The following is an 18,619-nucleotide window of genomic DNA, read 5'->3' as shown; positions in this document are numbered from 1 at the left end:
CAAAACATTGAATACTCATAAAGATATAATTATAGTTGGAGGAGGAGCTGCAGGCTTCTTTGCTGCAATTAATATTGCAGAGCAACATCCCAAATTGTCCGTTGCCATTTTAGAACGTGGTAAAGAAGGTCTACAAAAAGTAAAAATTTCTGGAGGAGGACGCTGCAACGTTACGCACGCTGAGTTTATTCCATCAGAATTAGTGTTAAATTATCCAAGAGGCGAAAAAGAACTTTTAGGACCTTTTCATAATTTTATGACAGGAGATACCATTGCTTGGTTTGAAGAACGTGGTGTAGAATTAAAGATTGAAGAAGATGGTAGAATGTTTCCGGTTTCAAATTCTTCACAAACCATTATAGATTGTTTTTTAAATGAATCAAAAAAACATAATGTAGAGCTATTATACAACCATGCTGTTAAAGCAATTCATCCTTTAAACAATGGGTTTAAAATTGAAACCTCTCAAGGTATTTTTGAATCTAAAAAATTATTAGTTACTACAGGAAGTAATCCTAAAATCTGGAAATTACTCGAAGATTTAGGACACACCATTATACAACCAGTACCATCGCTTTTTACTTTTGATATTAAAGATAAACGGATTAAAGATATTCCTGGTGTTGTTGCAAAACATGCCGAAATAAAAGTTGTTGGCACTGATTTAGAATCTAATGGTCCACTTTTAATCACTCATGTTGGTATGAGTGCACCAGCTATTTTAAAATTGTCTGCATTTGGTGCTGTGGCGTTAGCAAAGCGCAATTATAACTTTAAAATCGAAGTTAATTTTATAAGCTTAGATACTGAGAGTTGTTTAGATAAACTCAAAAATTACAAACAAGAGTTTGCTAAAAAGACACTTGTTAATTCAGCACAATTCGATTTGCCAAAACGTCTTTGGAAACAACTAATTTTAGCAGCTAATATTGGTGAAAACGAACGTTGGGCAGACATTAATAAACAGCAATTAGAAAATTTAGCAGAGCAATTAACAAAGGCCATTTTTCAGGTGACAGGAAAAAGTACCTTTAAAGAAGAATTTGTAACTGCAGGAGGCGTAGATTTAAAAGAAGTAAATTTTAAAACCTTTGAGAGTAAACGAATTCCTAATCTTTATTTTGCAGGCGAAGTCATAAATGTAGATGCCGTAACAGGTGGATTTAATTTTCAAAATGCATGGACAGGCGCTTATATTGCTTCAGCATCTATAATGTTGCATTGATTATACATTGTGCGATAAGATAGAATTATGGCTTTGAAATCTTCAAAAATATAAGGTTTTGTAATAATCTGGTTTATTCCAGAAGCTTCAGCTTTCACAGAAATCTCAGAAGAGTTTAATGCAGTAAGTGCTAAAACCGGTATATAAGGATTTAACAATCTTATATGCTTTGTTACCTCATAACCATCCATTTCTGGCATATTAATATCCATTAATATTAAATCAAAATCCTTCTCTTTTACAAGTGAAATAGCTTCTTTACCATTGGAGGTAGTTTGACAGCTATAGCCAGCAATTTTTTCAATATTCTTTTTTGTAATTAATAAGTTGATTTTATTGTCATCAACAATAAGAACATGCATATCTCTATGTACTAAAAGTGTAGGTGTACTTTTGTTTTCTTCTGACACAGAAAGCTGAAACGTTATTTCAAAGAAAAAACAAGTCCCTTTGTTTGGTGTGGATACAAAATCGATATCAGCATTATGGCTTTTTAATAAGGTCTTTACAATATATAATCCCAAACCAGAACCACTACTGTTTTTATTTAAAAACGTCTTGTTTTCAAAAGCACTAAAAACAACAGACCTGTGTTCTTCTTTAATGCCAATACCTGTGTCTTTAATTTCAAAACCTAAAGTGATTTCCTCATCTTTTCTGCTTTTTTCAATAACATTGATGGTTATAGAGCCCTTTTTAGTGTAACGAATAGCATTGTAAGCCAAATTGATTAATATTTGACTAAAGGCAACTTTATCTACCAAAATATACTCACTCTCGTCTGATTTGTCAATATTAACTATCAGTTCTAAATCTTTATTTTTAGCAGCTATTGCAACTGTGCTCACAACGTGGCTAACAATTTTTTCGATTTTATCTGGTTTCAATCGAAGGGTTTTATTACCAAATTTAAGTCTATTGGCTTGTAAAATGTTATCAATTAAAATGGATAAGTAATTACTCGATGACTTTAATGAATCTAAATACGATTGCTTTTTTACGCTATCATTTTCTTGGTCAATAAGTGTTGCTAAACCACTAATGCCGTAAATTGGTGTGCGTAACTCATGGCTTAGAATAGAGAAAAATTCTAATCGGTCTTTGTCAATTTCAATAAGTTTAGAATTGGAGTTTTTTAATGCTTTATTAATCTTTATGACATTCTTTCTGGCTTTAAAGTAAAAGTAGAAGACAGTTAATATTATAGCCAAAACAATACTCATTATAATAGTACTAAATAGAAATATCTTTGAGTTGATTGCTTCTTCTTTACGGTTTTCGTTTGCTAAGGCTAGTTCTTGCTCAGCGTTTATAATTTTGTAAATTAACTCACCATTTCTGGTATTTTGAATCTCTAAATTATTTAGTGCACGATACTTATAGGTGTCAGATTTAAGTAAATACTTATTAGCAGAATCTAAATTTTTCTGACTATTAATATAATAAAGGTATTTGTAATAATTTAAGGAGGCTATTTTTCTATAAGAATTAATATCTGTGGTAATTAGGTCTTTAAGCTCTTCTTCGTTTATTGAAAACAAGGGCTCGTAATCGTCTGGATTAAAATTCGATAATTTAACGCGAGCAATAGCATTGTAATATTTAAAGGATAGCATTAAGTTCTTTTTTAAATCCTTTGTTCTATAATTTTTAGAAAAATTTAAGGTGTCAAAATCTGTTTTCTTTATAGCTTTTAATCCGAAATCGCTATAATTTAACATACTGGCATTATCAAAACTGAAATAGTCTTTTTTAATTTTATACTCAAGATTTATAAAGTATGTTTCACTATTAAGTTTCTTTGATGTTTTTTGAGCTATAGGAAAAAGGCTATCAAATTTAGTATAGCTTTTTTCTAATACATAGGCATTTAACAAACCAGAATAAGAGATGTCTATTCCCTTGTTCTCATTAAGAGAATCATAGATTGTTAATGCCTTTTCGTGGTAGTTTTCAGCTTTTTTAAAGTTTGACATTTTAGTCAATACAAAACCTAAAGCATTATAAGATTTAGCTTCAGTTTTCTTTAAATTGTATTTTTTAGAAAAACTAATTGCATTGTTAATGAGAATGGTTGCTTGATAAAGACTGTCGTTTTTAACGAGTAAGTCTAGCTTACGACTGTTAAAAGAGCAAGAACTGCTATCATTGATTATAAGCGATTCTTGTGCTTGCGCACATAAAACACTGGTGGTTAGGCTTATAAATAATAATAAAACAGTGTTCAATTTGGTAAAACACATGTTAGTAATCGGTTAGGGTTCGGTAAAACTACAATTTTTTATAAAATAAAACGTCATTAATCGTTTTTATTTGCGTTTTACGGATTTTTTGTATCTAAATTTAGGTTCAGAAACACAAAAATTTATCTAATTTTAGGTGATAATTATCAAATATTATGATGATGTTAAGTACGGATATGGTATTACATTTGTTTATTTAATATCAACAATTTTAATTTATGCAAACTTACATAGCGCTACTAAGAGGAATTAACGTAGGTGGACACAAAAAAGTGCCAATGGTTCAGCTAAGAGAATTGTTAAGTAATTCAGGATTATTAAATGTAAAAACTTACATTCAGAGTGGTAATGTTATTTTTCAATCTATTAATGAGGATTCAAAAGAATTAGAAAAAACTATTCAAAACTCAATCTTAGATCATTTTGGATTTAAAGTTCCTGTTTTGGTGAGAACTAGAGCGGAATTATTGACTATTTTCAATAATTGTCCTTTTGCAGATCAGAAAAAATCAGAAAGTTATTTTGTAATGTTAAGTGACGTTCCTGATGAGATGTTAGTTAATGAGGCCTCTCAAAAAACATATCCAGATGATGACTATGTAATTCTTAACGACTGTATTTATCTGTTTTGTGCTAAAGGTTATGGTCGTGCAAAATTCAATCTTAGTTATTTTGAAAAAAAGTTGAATATCCATGCTACTGCCAGAAACTATAAAACTATGGTGAAACTACTCGCATTGTCGGAAGAATAAAGTAAGAACCTATAGAAATTACTTATTTTTGCAAATAATAATTACAAGCAATTGAAAAGGCTGCCTCAAGGCAATCTTGGTCAGATATTTAGTGTACAATGACAGAACAAGACTTTATTCTTAAAACCTACAATTCAACAATAGAAAGTGGTTCCGTAAAATGGGCTTCACCAAGTAATATTGCTTTGGTAAAATATTGGGGAAAAAAGAAACATCAAATTCCAGAAAACCCATCTATAAGTTTTACACTTTCAGACTGTAAAACCATTACTGAAATCACATATACTAAGAAGCAAGAGAAAGGTTTTAGTTTCGATATTTATTTTGAAGGTGAAAAAAACGAAGCTTTCAAACCAAAAATTCAAACCTTTTTTGAGCGTATTGAAATTTATATGCCTTTTTTAAAGGATTATCATTTTAAAATAGAAACATCAAATACATTTCCACATAGTTCTGGGATTGCATCTTCGGCATCTGGCATGAGTGCGATAGCACTTTGTTTAATGAGTATTGAACAAGAACTTAAAGCTGATGTCATTTCGACAGAGCGAAGTATGAGTGACGAGAAACGTAAGTTCAGCGAAGCTAAATCTCACTTTAACCAAAAAGCATCATTCTTAGCAAGGTTAGGTTCTGGTAGCGCTTGCAGAAGTATAGAAGGCGAACTTGTAGTTTGGGGAAAAAATGAGAGTATAGCGGAAAGTTCTGATTTATATGGTGTAAAATTTAAAGGTGATGTGCATTCAAATTTTAGCAACTATCAAGACACCATTTTATTAGTCGATAAAGGCGAAAAGCAAGTGAGCAGTACCGTTGGTCATCAATTAATGTATGGTCATCCATTTGCAAAAGAACGTTTTGATCAAGCCCATGTTAATTTAGCAAAATTGAAAACTATTTTAGCTTCTGGTGACTTAAACGAATTTATAAAAATTGTTGAAAGTGAAGCATTAACGCTACATGCCATGATGATGACGAGTATGCCGTATTTCATATTAATGAAACCAAATACGCTAGAGATTATTAATAAAATTTGGGCATTTAGAGAAAAAACAGATTCTAAGGTTTGTTTTACGTTAGATGCAGGTGCAAATGTTCATGTCCTTTATCCGGAAAGTGAAAAAGAAAATGTCCTTGAATTTATTAAGGATGAATTGGTTAGCTTTTGCCAAAATGGTCATTACATTTGCGACCAAATCGGACAAGGCGCAAACCAAATACAATTATAATACGTATATTTGTTAAAGTAATTGCACACTATATATGAAGGGACCATTATTTTACTCTAAGATTTTATTATTCGGCGAATATGGAATTATAAAAGATTCTAAAGGCTTATCTATTCCTTATAATTTTTATAATGGTGCTTTAAAAGTAGATAAAAACCCTAGTCAAGACGCTATAAAATCTAACGAAAGTTTAGTGCGTTATGTGGCTTATTTGAGAAATCTTGATAAAGAATTAGTAGCTTTTGATATTGATACACTGCAAAATGATGTTGATAAAGGCATGTACTTTGATTCTTCAATTCCTCAAGGTTATGGCGTAGGAAGTAGTGGAGCTTTAGTTGCTGCTATTTACGATAAATATGCTTCGGATAAGATTACCGTTTTAGAAAATCTTACACGTGAAAAGTTATTGAAGTTAAAAACGATATTCTCTGAAATGGAATCTTTTTTTCACGGAAAATCGTCTGGTTTAGACCCTTTAAATAGTTATTTAAGCCTTCCTATTTTAATTAACTCTAAAGATAATATTGAAGCTACAGGTATTCCGTCTCAGCAAACAGATGGTAAAGGTGCTGTGTTTTTATTAGATAGTGGTATTGTTGGTGAAACTGCACCAATGGTGAGTATTTTTATGGAAAACATGAAGAATGAAGGTTTCCGTAGCATGCTAAAAGACCAATTTATAAAACATACAGATGCTTGTGTAGATGATTTTTTAAAAGGCGATATAAAGTCCTTATTTAAAAACACAAAGCAATTATCTAAGGTGGTGCTAAATAACTTTAAACCAATGATTCCTTCTCAGTTTCATGAGCTTTGGAAAAATGGACTTGAAACTAATGATTACTATTTAAAACTTTGTGGTTCTGGAGGTGGAGGCTATATCCTAGGCTTTACTGAAAATATAGATAAAGCAAAGGAAGCTTTAAAAGGTCAGAAGTTAGAGGTTGTATATAATTTCTAAATCAATTTAGTTATACTGAACGTTTTTTAAGTGTTCTTTCAAGATTTACCTAATTAACTCATGTTATCTAGACGGCAGAAACACATTCTTCTTAAATTTTTCAGCCTATTTTCTGTTGTAAGAGGTTACAATATTCTTGTCATTGTAATTGCTCAATATTTAGCTTCGGTTTATATTTTTGCACATCACAGACCTTTAAAATCCGTTTTGTTAGATGTTAATTTATTAATGCTTGTACTAGCATCATCAGCTACAATTGCATCGGGTTATATTATTAATAATTTTTACGATTCCGAAAAAGATTTAATCAACAAACCAAGAAAAACGATGTTAGATCGCTTGGTGAGTCAAAACACTAAACTATCCTTTTATTTTGTACTTAATTTTGTAGCAGTTGTTTTTGCAAGTTATGTCTCATTTAAAGCCGTTATCTTTTTTGCCGTTTATATTTTTGCGATTTGGTTTTATTCGCATCGATTAAAAAAACAACCAATTATTGGAAATATGGTTTCGGCTATATTAACTGTAACCCCATTTTTTGTCATCTTTATTTATTACCAAAATTTCGAAAAAGTGGTTTTTGCACATGGTATATTTTTGTTTTTATTAATTTCTATGCGAGAACTCACCAAGGATTTAGAAAATATAAAAGGAGATTTAGCATTAAATTACAGAACTGTGCCAGTTGTATATGGTGAAAAAGTATCTAAGCGTATGCTTACTGTTGTTGGTTTATTAACTATTGTTTCTGCTATTATATTGATTTCATTCTTTAAGATTGGCCACATGTATTATTACTTTTACCTAAGTATATTCTTATTATTGGTTTATCTCATTGTCCTTTTAAAATCAAATAAGAAAACCCATTACCTTACGCTTCATAATATCTTAAAATTTATAATTGTAGCAGGTGTATTTTCTATCTTATTAATAGATGTTTCGGTTGTTTTAAATAGAATATAGGTTATGTTTATATCATTATTATGATGTAAAACCAAACAACTTAAACATTTAAGTGCAAGATGTAAACTATTGTTTTACCTTTGCGAAAAATTACAACATGAGCAGAAATCAAGATAGCAAAGGAAAAGGGAAAACTTCAGGAAGAGGAAATGCTAATAGCAAAAACAAAAGTTATGCTAGAGGAAATGCTCCTTTCAAGAAAAAAGCTAAACCTGCAAAATCAACTTCTAATCCAGATGAGATTCGTTTAAACAAATACATTGCAAATTCTGGCATGTGCTCTCGTCGAGAAGCTGATGAGAATATTGCTATTGGTTTAGTAACTGTTAATGGTAAAATTGTAACAGAAATGGGTTACAAAGTAAAACGTACCGATGAGGTTAAATTTGATGGACAACGTATTACACCAGAGGCTAAAGTATACGTGTTATTAAACAAACCAAAAGGATTTGCTACAACAACAGCAGAAGGAAAAGGAAGAACAGTTATGGATTTAGTTGCCAATGCAACAAATGCTAACATAAAACCAATTGGTCGTTTAGGAAGAAACTCTGTGGGTTTATTGTTGTTTACAAACGACGATACTGTTGTACAGAAATTTACAAATTCTAAAAATGGTGTTCCACGTTTATTTCAGGTTGAATTAGATAAAAACTTGAAATTTGAAGATTTAAAAAAGATACAAGAAGGTTTTAAAGTAGATGGTAAATTAGTAGCTGTTGAAGAGATTAGCTACATACAAGATGAATCTAAAAATCAAGTAGGCATAAAGATAAAAAATACTGGTAACACTATTCTACGTACTATTTTTGAACATTTTAACTACGATATTGTAAAAATAGATTGTGTAGCGATTGGTCATTTAACCAAAAAAGATATTCCTCGTGGTCACTGGAAACACTTAACAGAACAAGAATTGAACACTTTAAAAATGATATAACTATTAGTTTTTAACTTTATAAGTATAAGTTGAAATTAAGTTATTTTTAATGTAGAGATGAACATCATAAAAACCTTTTTTTAAAAATTGATGTTCTATTTTTAAATTGTAATCTTCAATGGTAACAGAATTAGGTTCTATTTGTTTACTATCTGACCCATTGTCAATTAAGAACGTGATGTCTTTTTTGTTTAGAGTCTCTTTCGTTTCAAATTCAAAAGTTATGTTTTCAAAAAGTTTAGTGTCTTTATGCATTTGCTTTGGGAAATTATGAAACTTTAAATTTTCATAGGCCTTACCATATAAAATCGGAGCTTCTAAAAAATCCTTAAACGATGGTACGTTTTCTTCAAAAAGCCACCATTTTTTTTCTATGGGATAGTGATTAATAGCAAAGAGTTTTGGTTCTGCTAAAAAGAAGCCATCGTTATACTGAAATTTAAAATTATTAGTCTTAGGATTTGGTATACCACTTGCCCAAGTTGGATCGCACAAATACCATTTGCCATTCAGTTTTATAGCATTCCAAGAATGGTTTGGTAGGTCTAATTTCTCTATGTCTGTAGTGCTTACTCTTCCATAACCTTGCACAATTTCGCATTCTAAATTAGCAAGTGAAGCCAGTTCCTTTACTAAATAAGCGTAACCTGTACATATAGTTGTTTGGTTTTTGAGTAATTTTTTAAAAAGCTTTTTTTTAAAATCGTTATTCCAGATTTTAAGCTTTATACTATCATTTTTAAATCGATTACGTTTGTAGCTATTTCTTAAATATAAATTATAGTTATTAGAAATGTTATGACAAACCCAAAAGTAGATTGCTCTAAATTGTTCTGCTTCTGTATCTAAGTTTGAGGTTAATTTGTGAGCTAATAGTGGCAAATTATAAAGGTCTTCATCTGAGTTAGCTAACGCTATGCTATCTGCTTTTTTAAAATTAGCATGAGTAAAATCGGAGATTTGCGCATGCAATGGTATTTCTAAAAAGAACAGAAATAATAATATAAGTTGAAGGTGTTTCACTTAATTGTTTTTAAGTCTCTTTGAGCGCAGTCTAGAGATTTAAACTCTAAATTACGCTCGTAGAGACAATCTTAAAATTAATCTTTACGTTTAGATTTATAAGGTTTGCCAGAATCTAAGGCACCAATCATAGTAACAGAGTCTATAGTTAACTTTAAATTTATAAAAGTAGTATCGTCTTTTATTTCTACTTTCTGTGTCTCATAACCTAAATAACTAAACAATAGAATATCACCTGTTTTTAATTTCTTAGGAAACGTAAATTCACCTTTTTCGTTGGTAGTTGTTCCTGTGGTTGTACCTTCTAATACAATGTTTACTCCTAATAGCGTTTCGGTTTCATCGCTTACAACACCTTTAATTGTGCGTTCATTGGTGGTAATTTTTTTGGTAGGAGTGGTTGCTATTTGCCCATAACTAAGATTGAAGGCAAAAAAGGTCATTAGTATAAGACCAATTAAACTAAAGGTCTTAAGGTTTTGTGTTTGAGGTAATGTTTGTGTTTTCATAATATCTGTATTTTGTTTCTATCAAATTTAGATGTTATGTATACAAGTTAATAATTGTATTGAGTAATGTCAATGAATTGATTAGTAAAGTGTTGTTTTAGGTTAGTAAAGGTGGATGTATAATAATGTGCGTTGAGATATTATGACGTAAAAAAAGCCTCAGATTAACACTTAAATCTGAGGCCTAAAACTAGAACTGTTATCTAAATCAACACAGATCATGAAACACTTATTTTCAAGTTTTAATTATTGTTGTCTCATCTTTATCATTTTTTGAATCATATCATAGGTTTCTCGAAGTTCGGTTTCATTCATTTCTAGCATTTCTTCGTCATTAGCTTGTGCATATTTTTTCCAATCTTCAAAAGACATATTTTTTAGTTTATCTAGATTTTCATCCATATCTTGAAAATCAGTATCAATTTCTACATCTTCAAATAAACCATCTTGCTCAACAAAGGTATAGTCTGGTAGTTTAAATTTACTTTTATCTACATTAACATTAAACTCAATATTTGTAGCTTCTTTTGTAGTTGTAATTCCCATAATACTGCCAACGGATTTTAAAGTTACACCTTTGTATATCCATTGTTTTACTCCCATTACTTCCCAAATTTCACAGTTGTAACCTTTGTAATTTTCGATACCTGTTTTTTCTCCTCCTATGCCTTTTAGCATTTCTTTTCCTACTTCGCCAGCATCAGCATTTGGCTGAAACTGTTTTGTTAAGGCCATCGCTAAATCTTTTTGTTTATAGATTTTTTTCTGTTTAAAATCTACGCTAAAACTAGTGCCATTATCTAGTTTAGTAATGGTGTGCGTATTGGTTGTATTTGTAGATTTATTTCCAAATAAATTAGTTACTGTGGTTTGTGAAGAATTTTCTTCAACGAGTTCTAAAGCACCAAAGTCTTTAAAATATAAGTTTTCTATTCCATGACCAGTTATTTTACTTCCTATTACATCTCCTTTAATGGCTATATCATAGGTTATAATTCCGGATTTTACTTTATAGCGCTTAAGTATTGTGTCTTGCTGTTGGCTCTTCTCTGAAGAATCAACAAACGTATTGCTTTGGCTTTCGTTACAACTTAATAACATTAAAGCAAGTGCAATGAGGCTGAATGTTTTCATATTTTAAGTTTTAAAGATTATAAAGGGTTTGCTGTGATTTCTAGTTCTGCAGTGACTTCAATATTAAAGTTCATTCCGCCTTCTGTTGCTACTGTATTACCTGTGATGCCTACTGTTGTGTGATTGTTGTTTTTTAACATATTTGCCATAGTGTTGAGCTTACTAATATCAGTAACTTCAAATACAGTTGCCGAGTTGTAAGCATCGTTAACAACAAATGCTTCTGTTTGTAAAGTAATATTGTCTGCATAAAAATCTATATCAACTGAGCCTTGAGAATCACCAGAAAAACTAATTATTCTATAGGTTAATTTTTTAATGGTAACATCTTTAATTTTGTCTAAATAATCGTGTGTATCGTTGTTGTCTAAACTTAGTACAACACTTTCGTTTACTGTTTCTTGGCCTTGGTCAACGTTTGCAACAATGGTTGCTTTTACAGTGGTATCAAAATCAACATCTAAGATGTCATCATCACAAGATGTAAATACGAAACAAATAAGTAATGCCGATAAAATTTTTGCTGTTGTTTTCATGATATTTTTATTTAATGGTTAATTCCTAGATTTACAGTCTTTATTTTATGTCGACTTCAACGGTTATTGTACTTAAAGCATCTTCTGCATTCATAGTTTCATTTTTTAGTAAAAAGTATTCAAAAATGTGATGGTTGCCTTCTAACGACATACCTGTTATACCTTGTTTATAAGGAGAATGAAGATTATTGCCAGCGTAGGTTCCTGAATCACTTCCATCTCTTCTTGTAAGAATCCAACAACCTGATGCGTTTACTGCAGCTTCGTCAAAACTAACTTCTATGCTTAAACCTTCACCTTTTTTTAGAGTAACTTTATTAGTAGTAGGTTGTACAAGTTTAAATTTATAATCTACCCTAAAATTAGGGTCTTTCATTTTTAATCTAATGATGCTTTTTTCAGAAATAGTAGTGTATTCTATATGATTAACCTTGTTTTTGGTATCTATTAAAACAATAAATCCCTTTAAATCATCAAATCTTTTTTCTCTAACAAAAAACCACATATTGTCTTTTTTATAAAAGGTTTTTAGTTCTATATCAAATTTACTTACTGGTGAAAGGTCATCTAACACGTATTGAAAAAGTCTGGCATCATCTTCTGTTTTTAGTGTGTATTTTTTTTGAAGACTATTTAAAAATATTGGCATTTCTAAAAGGCCATCAATTGAAGTTTTTATGTACTCACCATTATTAGAGATTAACATAAATGGTGTATTATTTGTAAAACTGTTTCCTTCTTCTCCTTCGGTTACTTTAAGATTGCATTTGTGGATAGAAAGCGTGGATATTTTGTTGAGAGAATAAAAATTTAGTGGTGTAATTTCAAATTCATAATTAACGTTATCTAACAAATACTGATGCATAAAGGCACTATCTTTTTTTGAAATAGCAGCTTCGTAATCTGTATAGTCTATTGTTTCTCCAGATTGTAATAGTGTTTCTGGTAAGGTCTTTTTTAAGTCGTTTTCATAAACTATTTTAGTGATTTGTCCGTTGTTAGCTGTTGTAACCACATAGGCCATAGTCTCCCCAAATCTTGTATTTCTATTAAAATACCAAGTGTTATCTTCAATAAAAAAACCTAAGCCACGTTCATTGTCCAATAATTTTAATAAGGATTGAAAAGCAACACCATCATCTTCAGTTTTTAGTTTAAACTTTTTAGCATTTAAACTTTTAATAAATGCGCTCGAGGCTAGCAAATCGTTTCTGTCTTTAAAAGCGATTAGTTGATTTGCAGTTTTAATAAAATACTGTAATTGTAATATGTTATGTCCATCTTGATAACTTGAACTAAACAGTAATTCACTTTGATAGATGTCTGATGCGGTTACGTTTTGCGAAGCGTTACTAATTAGTAACGTATTTTTGTTTTGTAAGCTGCTTTCTAAATAGTCTTTAATTTTTGTTTGTTCCGCTTGGTTTTGAGAAAAGACTGAAACACTAATAACTAATGTTATGGATATAAGTAAAGCTTTCATTTTGATACTATTTTTTAATTTCTTCTAATTCAATTATTGAATATTCTACCTTATCGAAAAGACCAATATCTTCACGGATTATTTTAGCATAGATACCTGGTTTGTCTATTATCATCCAGTATTTAACTTTAGCATCACCATCGAAACCTTCAAAAATTTTGCATTTAAATTCGCCTGCTGGTACTTTTATGGTTTCGGTTGTAACTAGTTTATAAGGGCCTAATTCTTCTTGAGGAAAAAAGTCGTTGTATTGATTGTATAAATCGCCTTTTACACGCTCTGAAATTTGCATGGTATCTTTTTTAGTAATGCTTAAATTGGCTAAACTGATTCTTCTTTCTTCAGAGTTTACATCGATTTTAGATACCAAAGTCTTGTGGCTAAAAGATGATGTATTTGGTATGAGTTTACTCTGCTTATATTTTAAATAGCGTACATTTTTTAATTCGTTGAGTAAGGCGTCAAAATCTTGCCAAGGTGATGTGTCGGTTGATTCTTCAGGGAAATCTTCAATATTAAAAGTTAAACTTTCTATTGGTTTTACAGATGATTCTTTTTTGCCAATAATTTTAATGCCTTTTCTTTCTAGTATAAACTTATTCTCGGAAATTTCTTTAATGGCACAAAAGCCTTTTAATAAATTAGTTCTGCCCATAAATAAAACTGAGTTTTCTTCAGGATTAAATAACCATGTGCCATTGTAAGCTGAAGATCCTCCACCAGCAGTTATTCGTGTTATTAAAAACGTATCTGGAAGTTCTATTTTTAGTAATTGGGTTTCATTTAAATCATTTTCTAAGATCCATTCGCCTTCAAAATTCATTAAAGCATTATTTTCTACTACTTTATCTAAATTAATTTTAGTGTAGAATAGTTGCACATCAGCTTGCTTTAGTTGAAGTTTTTTAGAGTTGAATAGAATAATTTTAAATTCGCCATCAAATTCTTTTGAGGCTTCAGAATGCATAAGGAGGCGTTTTTCGTTTGGGATATATTCCCATGTTCCTAGCTCTTGTCCCATAGCTTTCATTTTACCATTCTCTTCAAATTTTTGAATAAAAAGTGGTTCATAAGGTTGGTCACCTTGAATAACTTTTGTTAATAACCAGTTGCCACTAATCGTTTCTTTTTGGGCGTTCAATACTGCGACGTATAGAAAAACTATTGCTAATATTAGATGTTTTCTTTTCATGACTTAAAATTTTACAAATTCTACACGTCTGTTGTTGGCTTTACCTTCTGGTGTGCTATTGTTGTCAATTGGTTTAGATTCGCCAAAGCCAGTAAATTTTAATCGATCTGAAGAAATACCCATTGTTATAAGTTGTTCCATAACTGTTTTTGCTCTTTCTTTAGATAAAGACATATTTGTGTCGTCTGTTCCATCACTATCTGTATGTCCTTCTATACTAAAATTTAGCTCTGGTTGTTTTAGCATTAACTCATAAATATTGTTAATTGGACCCATACTTTCAGCTTTAAGCGTTGCTTTGTTGACATCGAATTTTATTCCGTTTACAATAATTTTTCCTTCAGAAAGTACACGGTCGTAGTATTTTACACCACCTTTGGCAATACGTACATTTTTAACATAAAATGGAACATTATCTTTTGCACTAGCAAAATATGGATAAATGGTAAAACCCGTTGGGTTAAAGGAATAGTGAGGAATGTTAACTAGTCTTGTGTCATCTAAATAGACTTTTAATTTTCCTTTTGTATAGGCTATAGAGACATGTGTCCAACATCCATTTTCGCAATAATCGTAATCTCTGCCAGAATGCATTACAGCAGAGCCTTCAGGTGGATCAATTCTTACTGGTGTTACTTCAAATTCTTGAGGGTTATTATAAACTTTTTTACCTCTTTGGTTTTTTTGGTCTGTTAAATAAAAAGTTAGACGATTTCCTCCCAAAGGTTTATAGAAGTCAAATTCAATTGTAAATATTTCGGGTAAATAATCTTTTGCTGAATATTTTAAATACGGAACTATTTCTCCTCCATCTAAAAACATCATAACTGTTTCACCATCTACTTGGGCAATTTCTACTTGACCATTAATTAAATCCCAACGACTCGGAAACTCTCCATTTTCCTCGTCTAGATTTGGTCCATCTTCAAATATTACAGTTTCTCCAGGAACAAAATCGAACTTACTCCAAATTACATTTGGTTTTTGATTTTTTGCCTCTTCACTTGTTTTAGTGTTTTGGTTAGTCTCAGTTTTTTTAGATTTTGTTTTTTCTGAAATGCTATCTGTTTTTTTCTTGTCTTTACCATCAATAGCATCTTCGGCTTTGTCAAATTCTTTATCAATTTTTTTATTGATACGTTTTTCTGCTCTTTTTTCTGCTTCGCGTTCTACTTTGTCCTCCGCTTTCTTTTTTAATCGTTTTAATAGTTGTGCATTAGAGTATTGAGGTATCACTATGAGCATACTGAGTACAATCAATATTTTAAATAGAAATTTTGATCTTGTTTTTGGGTTAGAAGTTTTCATAATATGTGCTGTTTATACAATAAATTTACAACACACTTTTAGTTGTTTTTAACAGAACTTGATTCCGTTACAACTCAATTTGAATTCGCTAGTTTTTTAATTGTATTTGTGTTACAAGTTTTTAGTTTTTAGCAAGTTGAAGTTTGTTAAACATGCGAAAAACTTAATGTGTAGCTATCCTTTTTGACGCTTTTATGATAATTAAAAATCTATTTGCAATTTTTAACTATAAACGGTCTAACAGATCAATTAGGTTTTTCTTTTGACGTGTTGAAATTGGGATTTCCTTTTTGTTTTTCATTATTAAAAAACCATGGTCGGTTTTGTCAACCTTTTTAATATGATTGAGGTTGACCAGAAAGGATTGATGTGGTCTAAAAAAACCATATTCTTTAAGTATACCCTCGTAATCTTTTAAACTTTTAGAAACCAGAATCTTTTCGTTGTTATCTAAATAAAATGTAGTATAACTATTATCACTTTTGCAAAAATGAATATCGCTAATGTCTACAATGTGCATAGAATTTTGAGTACGCAAAACAAGCTTTTTATTTTGCAACTCTTTTTTAAACGAATCCATTAAAACATTCACTTGAGATTCGGTATGTTCTTTTTTTTCAATTAACGCAATGGCGCGTTGTATAGCTTGTTGAAACTCAATCTCATTTACCGGTTTTAAAATATAATCTATAGCACTAAACTTTATTGCTTTTATGGCAAAGGAATCAAACGCGGTAATGAAAACAACTTTAAAATTATAAGATGGTAGTTTTTGCAATAGCTGAAACCCAGAACCATCAGATAACTGAATGTCTAATAACACTAAATCTGGCTTTTTTTTATGTATTAAATTAATACCAGTTTTGATACAATCTGCAGTTCCTACGAGTTTAATATTAGGGAAATACTCGGATAGTAATTGGCTGTTGACTTCTTGCATTGCAGGTTCGTCGTCTATGATAATAGCTCTAATCATTATTTAATATTGGAATGTTAATTGTAATTCTTACGCCTGTTTGGTTAGGGTGTTTGTCTCTTAAATTGACGATTTCGAACTTAAAGTCCTTTTTGTATTTCTGTCTTATTAGTTTTCTTCTATTTTCAAAAATGGACATTGCCATAGATTTATGATCTTTATTTGTGAAGCCTTCTAAAAATCCTTCACCATTATCTTCAATAATAAATTCAATCCAATCTTTTTTGTCTGTAATTGTAATAGTTAAAATGCCGCCTTTGTCAATGTTTTTGAAACCATGTTTTATAGCATTTTCTATAAAGGGTTGGTTAAGCATTGGCGGAATTCTTATAAAATCTAGATCCAAATCTTGGTCATAATTAATGCTATAATTAAATTTATTTTGCTTTCGCATTTGCTCTAATGCCATATAGTTTTCGATCATACTAATTTCATCAGCTAAAGTTATGGATGCTACTGTTGAGTTATTTAGTGTAGCACGTGTTAAAGCTGCAAATTGCGAGAGGTATTGTGAGGCTTTACGAGCATCATTCTTCATCATAAAGTTTTGTATAGATCCCAATGCATTAAAAACAAAGTGCGGATTCATTTGGGTTCTTAATACTTGTAATCTTAAATTATTTTGTTTTAATTCTGCTTGCTTGTTTTTAATATTTAAAATGTATAAAATGAGTAGAATTAAAATGATTAAGAATGAAAGAATTACAAGGCCTGCATTAATACGTTGATTTTTCAATTCATTTTCAGTAGTCAATAATTCTATTTGTTGTTCTTTTTTTTCAGTTTCGTATTTGGTTTCTAATTCTTCAATCCCTTTTTGAACCTTAGAATCGTGAAGCTTATTTTCTAGAGAACGTAGAGAGTCTTTCCAACGTAAGGCTTCTTTGTAGTTTAATAAATTGGCATTTATCTCAGACAAGAGCTGTAATGTTTTTTGGTGCTCCATAGAATAAAAGTAAAGATCTTTTAGCGTTGTATTCTTTAAAACTAATGAGAGCGCTTCATTGTCTTGTCCCAACAGGCGATAGAGTTCTGCCTTACTATTATTGTTAGAAATAATTTCATATGGGTCACTAAAATAGTTCTCTGATTCTTGTAATAATTGCAGCGCTTTTTCGGTTTGATTTAATTTTTTATAAATATCAGAACTATTACTTAGTGCAGCACTGATACCTTTATTAAAGCCAACTTCTTTGCTTAATACCTTTAATGAATCAAAATAGGCAAGTGCTTTTTTATGTTGTCCTTTTCTTTCAGAAATAGAGCCTAAGTTGTTATATATTTTAGCAATATCGCCAAGTGAGGCACAATTTTCTTGGTCTTTTAATTTATAGGCTTTGTTTATGTAGAATTCCCATTTCTCAATATTATTAGTTTCTTTAAAAATAGTTGCCATAGAAACGTAATGATAACATATACGTTCCCAGTCTTTGGCTTTTTCTTTTATTTTTAGTGCGTTAAGTGCGTATTTTATGGCTAAGTCATACTCGCCTAAATAATTGTAGTTGCTTGCTAAATTCATACTTATTTTAGCAATCTGGCTGCTGTCTTTAGTTCTTACGGCACTTTTATAAGCAATAATGTATACATCAATTGATGGTTGGTAAGTGCCAACTTCCCAATAAGTACTCGCTAAATAATTGCCTATTGCAGCAATTTTTTCATCATTCTTTAATTGTTTTGCTATTTGCAGAGCAATTTTTAAGTTTTTTATAGAAGCATCTTTTTCTCCATTAACATCTAAGTATTGCCCATAATCATAATAGGCTAATGCTATTTTTAAACTGTCATTATTCGCAATTTTTATTTTGTTTTGAAGAGCAACTTTTGCAGAGTCTCGTTTTATAATATGGTTATATTTATTAAAAATTAATGTATGGGAAGTTTCTAATTTGGCAACGTTGAGACTGTATAAACTTGTTATGGCAAGAAGATATATTAAGTAAACCGATATGTAAGATAGATACGTCATAATACGTACAACTTTCTATCTCAAATTTAACGATTTTATCTCTTAAAATTTAACATTTTAGTTAATAATATTGAGATATATAAGACTTTTTTGCTAGGTTAATTAAGTAATTTTCAAAGGTAGGGACTGATGTGCTTAAGGTGTTGATTTTTAGTGTTTTGTTTCTTTTA

16 protein-coding genes are annotated in these 18,619 nt (G+C 30.4%); 6 read left to right on the top strand and 10 right to left on the bottom strand.

Annotation, left to right across the window (positions count from 1 at the left end):
- Positions 1 to 7 precede the first annotated feature (7 nt).
- Entirely contained in the window at positions 8 to 1,225 is a 1,218-nt protein-coding gene (locus HNV10_RS00935) for a BaiN/RdsA family NAD(P)/FAD-dependent oxidoreductase (RefSeq protein WP_173299457.1), read from the top strand.
- Here the strand turns inward: HNV10_RS00935 and HNV10_RS00930 are convergent.
- A complete protein-coding gene (locus HNV10_RS00930; protein ID WP_173299456.1) occupies positions 1,192 to 3,468 on the bottom strand; it encodes a response regulator in 2,277 nt (758 codons plus the stop codon). The two genes, HNV10_RS00935 and HNV10_RS00930, sit on opposite strands and share 34 nt — an antisense overlap.
- 218 nt (positions 3,469 to 3,686) lie before the next feature.
- Between HNV10_RS00930 and HNV10_RS00925 the strand changes: the two genes are divergently transcribed.
- The 5 genes from HNV10_RS00925 (at position 3,687) to HNV10_RS00905 (ending at position 8,316) form a co-directional block, all read left to right on the top strand.
- Positions 3,687 to 4,220, top strand: a complete 534-nt coding sequence (locus tag HNV10_RS00925) for a DUF1697 domain-containing protein (RefSeq protein ID WP_173299455.1) — start codon at positions 3,687 to 3,689, stop codon at positions 4,218 to 4,220.
- 98 nt (positions 4,221 to 4,318) lie between these two features.
- Entirely contained in the window at positions 4,319 to 5,449 is a 1,131-nt protein-coding gene (locus tag HNV10_RS00920) for a diphosphomevalonate/mevalonate 3,5-bisphosphate decarboxylase family protein (protein WP_173299454.1), read from the top strand.
- Positions 5,450 to 5,483: 34 nt separating this feature from the next.
- Entirely contained in the window at positions 5,484 to 6,413 is a 930-nt protein-coding gene (locus HNV10_RS00915) for a mevalonate kinase family protein (RefSeq protein WP_173299453.1), read from the top strand.
- 60 nt (positions 6,414 to 6,473) lie between these two features.
- A complete protein-coding gene (locus HNV10_RS00910) occupies positions 6,474 to 7,376 on the top strand; it encodes a geranylgeranylglycerol-phosphate geranylgeranyltransferase (RefSeq protein WP_173299452.1) in 903 nt (300 codons plus the stop codon).
- A 97-nt stretch (positions 7,377 to 7,473) separates the two neighbouring features.
- Positions 7,474 to 8,316, top strand: a complete 843-nt coding sequence (locus tag HNV10_RS00905) for a pseudouridine synthase (RefSeq protein ID WP_173299451.1) — start codon at positions 7,474 to 7,476, stop codon at positions 8,314 to 8,316.
- Positions 8,317 to 8,319: 3 nt separating this feature from the next.
- Here HNV10_RS00905 and HNV10_RS00900 read toward each other — a convergent pair whose 3' ends face one another.
- From HNV10_RS00900 to HNV10_RS00860, 9 genes are all read right to left on the bottom strand, one after another.
- The gene (locus HNV10_RS00900) at positions 8,320 to 9,339 is read right to left on the bottom strand and encodes a transglutaminase domain-containing protein (protein WP_173299450.1); all 1,020 of its coding nucleotides are present in this window, start codon (positions 9,337 to 9,339) and stop codon (positions 8,320 to 8,322) included.
- A 77-nt stretch (positions 9,340 to 9,416) separates the two neighbouring features.
- On the bottom strand, positions 9,417 to 9,848 hold the full coding sequence (locus HNV10_RS00895) for a carboxypeptidase-like regulatory domain-containing protein (RefSeq protein ID WP_173299449.1): 432 nt from the start codon (positions 9,846 to 9,848) through the stop codon (positions 9,417 to 9,419).
- Between the two features lie 246 nt (positions 9,849 to 10,094).
- On the bottom strand, positions 10,095 to 10,982 hold the full coding sequence (locus HNV10_RS00890; protein ID WP_173299448.1) for a hypothetical protein: 888 nt from the start codon (positions 10,980 to 10,982) through the stop codon (positions 10,095 to 10,097).
- 17 nt (positions 10,983 to 10,999) lie between these two features.
- Entirely contained in the window at positions 11,000 to 11,518 is a 519-nt protein-coding gene (locus HNV10_RS00885; protein WP_173299447.1) for a hypothetical protein, read from the bottom strand.
- A gap of 40 nt (positions 11,519 to 11,558) precedes the next feature.
- Entirely contained in the window at positions 11,559 to 13,001 is a 1,443-nt protein-coding gene (locus tag HNV10_RS00880) for a hypothetical protein (protein WP_173299446.1), read from the bottom strand.
- A gap of 7 nt (positions 13,002 to 13,008) precedes the next feature.
- The gene (locus HNV10_RS00875) at positions 13,009 to 14,193 is read right to left on the bottom strand and encodes a hypothetical protein (protein WP_173299445.1); all 1,185 of its coding nucleotides are present in this window, start codon (positions 14,191 to 14,193) and stop codon (positions 13,009 to 13,011) included.
- Between the two features lie 3 nt (positions 14,194 to 14,196).
- Positions 14,197 to 15,501 carry an OmpA family protein gene (locus HNV10_RS00870; RefSeq protein ID WP_173299444.1) on the bottom strand — a complete coding sequence of 435 codons (1,305 nt, stop codon included), beginning with the start codon at positions 15,499 to 15,501 and terminating at the stop codon, positions 14,197 to 14,199.
- 226 nt (positions 15,502 to 15,727) lie between these two features.
- Entirely contained in the window at positions 15,728 to 16,477 is a 750-nt protein-coding gene (locus HNV10_RS00865) for a LytR/AlgR family response regulator transcription factor (protein ID WP_173299443.1), read from the bottom strand.
- A complete protein-coding gene (locus HNV10_RS00860) occupies positions 16,470 to 18,449 on the bottom strand; it encodes a histidine kinase (RefSeq protein WP_173299442.1) in 1,980 nt (659 codons plus the stop codon). The genes HNV10_RS00865 and HNV10_RS00860 overlap by 8 nt, the downstream gene beginning before the upstream one ends.
- Positions 18,450 to 18,619: the final 170 nt, after the last annotated feature.

The organism is Winogradskyella litoriviva (assembly GCF_013249065.1).
In the GTDB taxonomy this organism is placed as follows: domain Bacteria; phylum Bacteroidota; class Bacteroidia; order Flavobacteriales; family Flavobacteriaceae; genus Winogradskyella; species Winogradskyella litoriviva.
Note: the sequence above shows the minus strand (reverse complement) of the source record. Positions and strands in the feature narration are given on the sequence as shown.

Excerpts from the sequence above, each read along its gene's own strand:
- HNV10_RS00930 (WP_173299456.1), bottom strand. The coding sequence starts at position 3,468 with ATGTGTTTTACCAAATTGAACACTGTTTTATTATTATTTATAAGCCTA.
- HNV10_RS00925 (WP_173299455.1), top strand. The coding sequence starts at position 3,687 with ATGCAAACTTACATAGCGCTACTAAGAGGAATTAACGTAGGTGGACAC.
- HNV10_RS00920 (WP_173299454.1), top strand. The coding sequence starts at position 4,319 with ATGACAGAACAAGACTTTATTCTTAAAACCTACAATTCAACAATAGAA.
- HNV10_RS00915 (WP_173299453.1), top strand. The coding sequence starts at position 5,484 with ATGAAGGGACCATTATTTTACTCTAAGATTTTATTATTCGGCGAATAT.
- HNV10_RS00910 (WP_173299452.1), top strand. The coding sequence starts at position 6,474 with ATGTTATCTAGACGGCAGAAACACATTCTTCTTAAATTTTTCAGCCTA.
- HNV10_RS00905 (WP_173299451.1), top strand. The coding sequence starts at position 7,474 with ATGAGCAGAAATCAAGATAGCAAAGGAAAAGGGAAAACTTCAGGAAGA.
- HNV10_RS00895 (WP_173299449.1), bottom strand. The coding sequence starts at position 9,848 with ATGAAAACACAAACATTACCTCAAACACAAAACCTTAAGACCTTTAGT.
- HNV10_RS00890 (WP_173299448.1), bottom strand. The coding sequence starts at position 10,982 with ATGAAAACATTCAGCCTCATTGCACTTGCTTTAATGTTATTAAGTTGT.
- HNV10_RS00885 (WP_173299447.1), bottom strand. The coding sequence starts at position 11,518 with ATGAAAACAACAGCAAAAATTTTATCGGCATTACTTATTTGTTTCGTA.
- HNV10_RS00880 (WP_173299446.1), bottom strand. The coding sequence starts at position 13,001 with ATGAAAGCTTTACTTATATCCATAACATTAGTTATTAGTGTTTCAGTC.
- HNV10_RS00875 (WP_173299445.1), bottom strand. The coding sequence starts at position 14,193 with ATGAAAAGAAAACATCTAATATTAGCAATAGTTTTTCTATACGTCGCA.
- HNV10_RS00870 (WP_173299444.1), bottom strand. The coding sequence starts at position 15,501 with ATGAAAACTTCTAACCCAAAAACAAGATCAAAATTTCTATTTAAAATA.
- HNV10_RS00865 (WP_173299443.1), bottom strand. The coding sequence starts at position 16,477 with ATGATTAGAGCTATTATCATAGACGACGAACCTGCAATGCAAGAAGTC.
- HNV10_RS00860 (WP_173299442.1), bottom strand. The coding sequence starts at position 18,449 with ATGACGTATCTATCTTACATATCGGTTTACTTAATATATCTTCTTGCC.